This is a genomic window from Eubacterium sp. MSJ-13 (assembly GCF_018918235.1).
In the GTDB taxonomy this organism is placed as follows: Bacteria; Bacillota; Clostridia; order Lachnospirales; family Lachnospiraceae; genus Butyribacter.
The window spans coordinates 1-7,802 of record NZ_JAHLQE010000042.1 but is presented as its reverse complement, the minus strand read 5'-3'; the positions used below and the strand labels follow the sequence as shown (position 1 = coordinate 7,802).

Annotated in this window: 6 protein-coding genes; 5 read left to right on the top strand and 1 reads right to left on the bottom strand. The window is 35.3% G+C overall.

The features are described from left to right. Positions 1 to 76: 76 nt before the first annotated feature. From malQ to KQI69_RS02675, 3 genes are all read left to right on the top strand, one after another. Positions 77 to 1,561 (top strand): 4-alpha-glucanotransferase, encoded by a 1,485-nt coding sequence (gene malQ / locus KQI69_RS02685; protein WP_216563744.1) that lies wholly within the window; start codon positions 77 to 79, stop codon positions 1,559 to 1,561. A gap of 171 nt (positions 1,562 to 1,732) precedes the next feature. Then, the gene (locus KQI69_RS02680; RefSeq protein ID WP_216563743.1) at positions 1,733 to 1,894 is read left to right on the top strand and encodes a hypothetical protein; all 162 of its coding nucleotides are present in this window, start codon (positions 1,733 to 1,735) and stop codon (positions 1,892 to 1,894) included. A 110-nt stretch (positions 1,895 to 2,004) separates the two neighbouring features. After that, positions 2,005 to 3,591, top strand: coding sequence for an AAA family ATPase (locus tag KQI69_RS02675; RefSeq protein WP_216563742.1), 1,587 nt, complete (start codon positions 2,005 to 2,007; stop codon positions 3,589 to 3,591). A gap of 23 nt (positions 3,592 to 3,614) precedes the next feature. Here KQI69_RS02675 and KQI69_RS02670 read toward each other — a convergent pair whose 3' ends face one another. Beyond that, complete coding sequence (locus tag KQI69_RS02670; RefSeq protein WP_216563741.1) at positions 3,615 to 4,487, bottom strand: AraC family transcriptional regulator; 873 nt, start codon at positions 4,485 to 4,487, stop codon at positions 3,615 to 3,617. A 438-nt stretch (positions 4,488 to 4,925) separates the two neighbouring features. Between KQI69_RS02670 and KQI69_RS02665 the strand changes: the two genes are divergently transcribed. Together KQI69_RS02665 and KQI69_RS02660 are read left to right on the top strand one after the other, a co-directional pair. Further along, positions 4,926 to 7,178, top strand: coding sequence for a glycogen/starch/alpha-glucan phosphorylase (locus tag KQI69_RS02665; protein ID WP_216563740.1), 2,253 nt, complete (start codon positions 4,926 to 4,928; stop codon positions 7,176 to 7,178). A gap of 374 nt (positions 7,179 to 7,552) precedes the next feature. Next, the coding region (locus tag KQI69_RS02660; protein WP_216563739.1) for a BlaI/MecI/CopY family transcriptional regulator at positions 7,553 to 7,802 on the top strand (250 nt) is incomplete at its 3' end.

Here is a 7,802-nt window from a genome sequence, read left to right as displayed (position 1 = left end):
AGTATATCGGAAATCCAGCCGAAAGGATTCGTTTTGAGAAGATTCCGAGAGTACATAAAAGTAAAAGGAGGAAAATATTTTGAGAAAAGCAGGAATTTTAATGCCGATAACATCACTGCCATCACCTTATGGTATCGGGACTATGGGAGAGGCAGCGAGAGAATTTGTCCGTTTTTTACATAAAGCAGGGCAGGCATACTGGCAGATATTACCGATATGTCCTACAAGTTATGGAGATTCACCATACCAGTCGTTTTCATCATATGCCGGAAATCCGTATATGATAGACCTTGATGACATGTGTGGGGAGGGATTACTTGAAAAAAATGATTATGAAAATATAGATTGGGGTGACAACCCTGAAAAAGCAGACTATGGTCTTCTCTATCAGAAAAGGTTTGATGTATTAAGGAAAGCTGCAAAAGCGGCAGAAGAAAAATATCAGGCAGAACTCTCACAATTTAGAGCAGAAAATGAAAAATGGCTTCCTGATTATGCATTATTTATGGCTATAAAGGATGAGCAGAACGGGGTATCATGGCTCGAATGGCCTGAAATTTTGAGAAAAAGAGACAACAAGGCTCTTTCAGTAGAGAGAGAAAAATTAAAAGAGGAAATAAGATTTTGGGAATGTGTACAGTTTTTATTCTTCAGACAGTGGAGAAGATTAAAAGCATATGCAAATGAGAATAATATTAAGATAATAGGTGATATTCCTATCTATGTATCATCTGACAGTGCAGATGTCTGGGCAAATCCTGAACAGTTCCAGCTTGACAATGACCTTATGCCTGTAAGTGTTGCAGGATGTCCTCCTGATGGATTTTCAGCAGACGGTCAGCTTTGGGGAAATCCATTGTTTAACTGGGAACTTATGAAAGAACAGGGTTACAGTTGGTGGGTTGATAGGATAGCATACCAGACAAAGATATATGATATTCTCCGCATTGACCATTTCAGAGGATTTGATGCATATTATTCTATACCTTACGGTGAAAAAACAGCAAGAAACGGGGAGTGGAAAGAAGGGCCGGGAATCGACCTTTTCAATGTAATAAACGAAAAACTCGGAGAACTTCCTATCATAGCAGAAGACTTGGGATTCTTGACAGACTCAGTCAGACAGCTTCTCAAGGATACAGGATTTCCGGGAATGAAAGTTCTTGAGTTTGCATTTGACAGCAGAGATACAGAATCAGGATATCTTCCTCATCTCTACAATAGGAATTGTGTAGTGTATGCGGGAACACATGACAATGAGACGATTCTTGGATGGTTTGAAGCTATCTCAAAAGAAGATGCGGAATACGCAAAGAGATATATGCGTCTTTCAGAAGCAGAGGGTTATCATTGGGGCGTGATGAGAACAGCGTGGGCTTGTATAGCTGATACTGCGATCATGCAGATGCAGGATATTCTCGGGCTTGGAAGGTATGCAAGAATGAATACACCTTCGACTCTCAGTGATAAAAACTGGAGTTGGAGATGCTTGCCGGGAGCGTATAATGATACGCTGGCAGAAGTGCTTCATGGGGAAATGAAGTTGTATGGAAGACTTTAACACTATCAAGGAAGTTAGAAAAAGCTGTGGATTTATAGTAATTCCGCAGCTTTTTGTTTTATTGAGAGATAAAAGGTTAAACTGTCGTTTTTGTGTCGTTAAATTGTCGCTTTTTTCGTCAAAAAATAATGTATAATAATGTTAAAGATAAAGAAGGGAGGTAAGTTGTTTATGACTGGACACAATCAAAAAGAATGCGAAGAGTTTATAATGAAAGTACAAACAAAAGTGCAAGAAATAATACAAGATTTTGATAAACTTTCGTATGAAGATAAAAAATATATTTTAGATTTTTATAAAAAATTTTTACTAATAAATATCAGTTTTAGATAGATTGAGTTATTTTCAAAATTTATCTGAATGTATGGCTTGTGTAGAATGAACATTTAGCCGACATGAGGAAAAGTATATATTGTAAAGATTTCAGAAAGGAGTGTTGGGGATTGGGTAGATTTTTAAATCCGGATAATGCAGCATTTAAAAGGACATTAAATTCTAAAATATATATCGATAAGACGGAACTTCTTGATTTTACCAATGAGGTGATAAATACGAACGCAGCTTTTATTTGCAACAGTCGTCCGAGGCGTTTTGGAAAGTCTGTTACAGCAGATATGCTTACAGCCTATTACAGTAAAGGGTGCGATTCAAAGGAATTATTTTCAGATTTAAAAATAGGAAGTTTGGAGGGCTTTGAGGAAAATTTAAATAAGTATGATGTAATTCATTTTGATGTGCAGTGGTGTTTAGAACCTGCTGGAAATCCAAAAAAGTTCGTTGATTATATAACTAAAAATATATTAAATGAGTTAAGAGATGATTTTCCGGAAATTATTTCTGAAAAAATGAACTCGCTGCCCGATGCGTTATCGAATATAAATGCGAAGACAGGAAGACAGTTTATAATAATTATTGATGAGTGGGATGTTTTGATAAGGGATGAGGCCGCTGAATTTGAGGTTCAGGATGAGTATATAAATTTTTTAAGGGGTCTTTTTAAAGGAACTGAACCTATGAAATATATAGGTCTTGCTTATATTACGGGTATTTTGCCTATAAAAAAACTAAAGACACAGTCTGCACTTAATAATTTTGATGAATACACTATGCTTGATGCTGGTGAGCTTGCAAAGTACATAGGTTTTACACAGGATGAAGTTAAAACTTTGTGTGATGAATATGGAACAGATTTTGAAAAAGTAAAACATTGGTATGATGGTTATCGGCTTGGAGAATACCATATTTATAATCCAAAAGCAGTTGTAAGTGTTGTTACAAAAAGGTCTTTTCAGAGTTATTGGTCGCAGACGGGATCATACGAAACAATAATACCATTGATAAGTAAAAATTTTGATGGACTTAAAAATGCAATAATTGAGATGATTTCAGGAGACATGGTTAAGGTTGACACTGGAACATTTCAGAATGACGCAGTAAATTTTTCAAACAGGGATGATGTAATAACATATCTTATACACTTAGGGTATCTGGCATATGATGAGAAGCACAGGTGTGCGTATATACCAAATGAGGAAGTAAGGCAGGAACTTTTAAAAGCAACAAGACAGAAGAAGTGGAAAGAGTTTATTGAATTTGAGAGGCAGTCAGATAATCTTTTAGATGCAACATTAGATATGGATAAGAAAAAAGTATCGGAAATAGTTGAAAAAATTCATATGGAATATGCATCAGTAATTAAATACAATGATGAAAATTCACTTAGCAGCGTATTGACTATTGCGTATCTTAGTTCAATGAAATATTATTTTACACCGATTCGTGAACTTCCGGCAGGCAGGGGATTTGCTGATTTTGTATATCTGCCAAAACCGGAATACACAGATTTTTATCCGGCATTAGTGATTGAACTTAAATGGAATAAAAATGTACGGACGGCATTAGACCAGATTAAGCAGAAACAGTATTCAAAGTCTCTTTTATCATATACCGGTGATATACTTATTGTAGGAATAACATATGACAAAAAGGATAAAATGCATAAATGTGAGATTGAAAAGTATGAGAAATAATGTTGCCGTTTACATTTATGGATTTACACTTCCCTCGTCATAGACGGCGTTATCCCATATTTCTTTTTATAAAGCCTGTTAAAGTGCGACAGATTGTTAAAACCACAGTCACCGGCTATCTCAAGTACAGTGTCCTCAGTGGTGAGCAGTCTGGTTCGTGCTTTTATCAGGCGAAAATCATTAAGATATTTGATAAAGCTCGTTCCCATATGATTTTTAAAAAACTTCATAAAATGAGATGGACTGTAATGGCATACATCAGCTATTTTTTCAATCGGAATTTCTTCATTATAATGCTGTTCCATATAAGTAAGTATCTCTTTTACCTTATCCACCGATTTTTCTGATTTTTTATTAACTTCTGTTTTAGGCGGATGCCTTATCATAATGTGTATCAGTTCCAGCAGACATGACTTGATGGCAAGCTGGTAGCCAAACTCTTTTTTATCGCACAGAACATCCATAGTATTTATAATCTTCACAAAATGGGAATAAAAAGAATATCCCATATGCACATGAGTTACAATGGGAAAATCACCATTAAAAAAAGGAGTCAGATATTCAGACATAGTTATATCATTTGTCGCAAAACTGAGAAGTTCCTTTTTAAAAATAATATTCTCATACTCCAGTCTGTCACCGATAGCACAATCAATAGAATGAAGATTTTCAGGGAGAACCACCAGAATATCCCCTGCCGATAGCTGATGAGCAGTAAGGTTAAGCGTAACTTTTGCCGAACCATGCTTGATAACAATAAGTTCCATATCATTGTGCCAGTGCAGAGGAACACTCGGAAAATCCGTAGGAATAGAACATGGATAAGTATTAAATAAAAATTCCTCACTAGAATGAGACTTAGTTTCGTGGTATTTATTTTTTTCAATCTGATTCATTCGTATAAAAACCTCCCCAAAAGATATTTTTATTATATTAAAAATAACAGTAAATATATAAACAAAAATACTTATTACTTATCGTATATATCCAGTATTTATATTATAAAATTTTTCAATACACAGCGAGACTGTCATAAATCTAAATTGGATTGTGTGGTTGTAGCATACAACAGTTTTGCGTCCGTTCTCAAAAAATATCTCTAAATGATAGTATTGTATCATATCGTGCTAGGAAAAGACAAGAACTGCACTTATCAAAATGATATATTATAGTCACAAAGTAAATAGTTACCACACACAAAACTGTGTCAGGTAATCGAAACTAAATATTCACATAGGATTGTGAATGAAGATATGGATAAGAGATAGAGAAAATCAGAATCAGTTACAAAGTAAACAATACGTGCAAAACTTATCACAAAATGGAGGATTATCATGGATATCAAAAACATTTTAGAGCAGAAACTTGGAAAAGGCATTGCTGACAGCAGCAAGCAGGAAATTTATGTTGCGCTTTTAAATATCACAAAAGATATGTCAGAGGAAAAAGTGCAGGAAGATACAGGAAAGAAAATTTATTACATTTCAGCAGAATTTCTGATTGGAAAACTTCTTTCAAACAATCTTATAAATCTCGGAATTTATGCAGATGTAAAGAAAGTCCTTGCTGACAACGGCATAAGCCTTGCGGAGATTGAGGAGATTGAGGCGGAGCCTTCACTTGGTAATGGTGGTCTTGGCCGTCTTGCAGCATGTTTCCTTGATTCGATAGCAAGTCTTGGACTTAACGGTTCAGGTATCGGTCTTAATTATCATCTTGGATTATTTAAGCAGGTATTTGAAAATAATAAGCAGAAAGAAACTGCAAATCCATGGATAGAGGAGAATACATTCCTCAGAAAAACAGATGTAAGCTATCCTGTAAAATTCAAGGATTTTACTGTTCAGTCAAGAATGTATGAGATAGATGTAACAGGATATGACAACAGAACAAACAAACTTGAATTGTTTGACCTTGATACAGTAGATGATAGTATTGTAGGAGATGGCATTGATTTTGACAAGAAGGATATCGCAAAAAATCTTACATTATTCCTCTATCCTGATGACAGTGATGATGACGGAAGAAAACTTAGAATCTATCAGCAGTATTTCATGGTAAGCAATGGTGCAAAACTTATAATAGATGAGTGCAAGAAAAAGGGAAGCAATCTCCACGATTTATATGATTATGCGGTAATCCAGATAAATGATACACATCCTACAATGGTAATCCCTGAGCTTATCCGTCTGCTCATGGAAGAAGGAATTGATATGGATGAGGCGATTGAGATTGTTTCAAAGACCTGTGCATACACAAACCACACAATTCTTGCAGAAGCACTTGAAAAGTGGCCTATCTCATTCCTCAAGGAAGTTGTACCACAGCTTGTACCTATTATTGAGGTGCTTGACGATAAAGTACGCCGCCGCTTTGATGATGAGAGCGTAGTTATCATTGACAAAAATGATACAGTACATATGGCTCATATCGACATTCATTACGGATTCAGTGTAAACGGTGTAGCTGCACTTCACACAGAAATCCTTGAAAAATCAGAACTTAACAACTTCTACAAGATTTATCCTGAGAAGTTTAACAATAAAACAAACGGTATCACATTCAGAAGATGGCTTCTTCACTGCAATCCTGAACTTACAGATCAGCTCACAGAATGGATAGGTGACGGCTATAAAAAAGATGCAGAGGAACTTAAAAAACTTGAAAAATATCTTTCAGATAAGGATGCACTCGACACACTCCTTAAGATAAAGACAGATAACAAGGCAGATTTTGTAGATTATATAAAGAGAACTCAGGACATTACGCTCAATCCTAATTCAATATTTGATATTCAGGTTAAGCGTCTCCATGAGTACAAACGCCAGCAGTTAAATGCATTGTTTGTAATACACAAATATCTCGAAATCAAGAAGGGAAATATACCTGAGACTCCTATTACAGTAATATTTGGTGCAAAGGCAGCACCAGCTTATGTTATAGCAAAAGATATCATTCATCTTATCTTATGTTTACAGGAGATAATCAACAATGATCCTGAGGTGAACAAATACCTCAATGTTGTAATGGTAGAAAACTACAATGTAACAATGGCAGAAAGACTTATCCCGGCATGTGATATCTCAGAACAGATTTCGCTTGCATCAAAAGAAGCAAGTGGAACGGGAAATATGAAATTCATGCTTAACGGAGCAATCACACTTGGTACGGAGGACGGAGCAAATGTGGAAATCCACCAGTTTGTTGGCGATGACAATATTTATATCTTTGGAGCAGAGAGTGACGAGGTAATAGCACATTATGCAAACTCTGATTATGTATCAAGAGACTACTATGAAAAAAATCCTGCGCTTAAAGAGGCAGTTGATTTTATCACAGGTGATGAGATGCTTAAAGTTGGTGATGAGACACAGCTTAACCGTCTTAAAAATGAACTTTTAAATAAAGACTGGTTTATGACATTCCTTGACTTTGACAGCTATGTAGAAACAAAGGAAAAAGCTTATGCAGACTTTAATGACAGAGAGGCATGGGCGAAGAAAATGCTTGTAAATATCAGTCAGGCAGGTTTCTTCTCATCAGACAGGACTATTGCACAGTATAATGAGGATATTTGGAAACTGTAATTTAACACTATCAGGCAAGCCACACTTCTATTGCGTAGAGCAATAAGTGGTGGGTGGGGACTTGCAAGTAAAGCGGATTGCGAATATCTGATTTAACATAAATTACCAATTTATTTTGTATTTGCAACTGCAATGCATCGAGTTTCAAAAATAGCTATGCTATAATGCATAAATATGATGTATGGGTTATAATATATTTTGAAGAAGCTATTAAAAATATGCTTGAAATTTTCTCAAACCGGAAAAACGGTGAGATTATTTCAGGCATATTTTTTGTTATATTCGAGTTGCTGTTAATTCTTGACAAATTGGTCTATCAATGATAGACTCCAATTAGTCTATTATGAATAGACCAGAAAGGAGATGAATATGGAGTGGATATTGAATTAGGTGAAGTACAGGCAAAGTTTGCTGATATAATATGGGAGAGAGAACCAATATCATCGGGAGAGCTGACAAAAATCTGTGGGAAAGAATTAGGGTGGAAAAAATCAACCACATATACGGTTCTGAAAAAACTTTGTGAAAAAGGAATTTTTCAAAATATCAATGGAACAGTTACATCAAAAATTTCTAAAGATGCGTTTTATTTTGCAAAAAGTGAAAAAATGGTGAATGAAAATT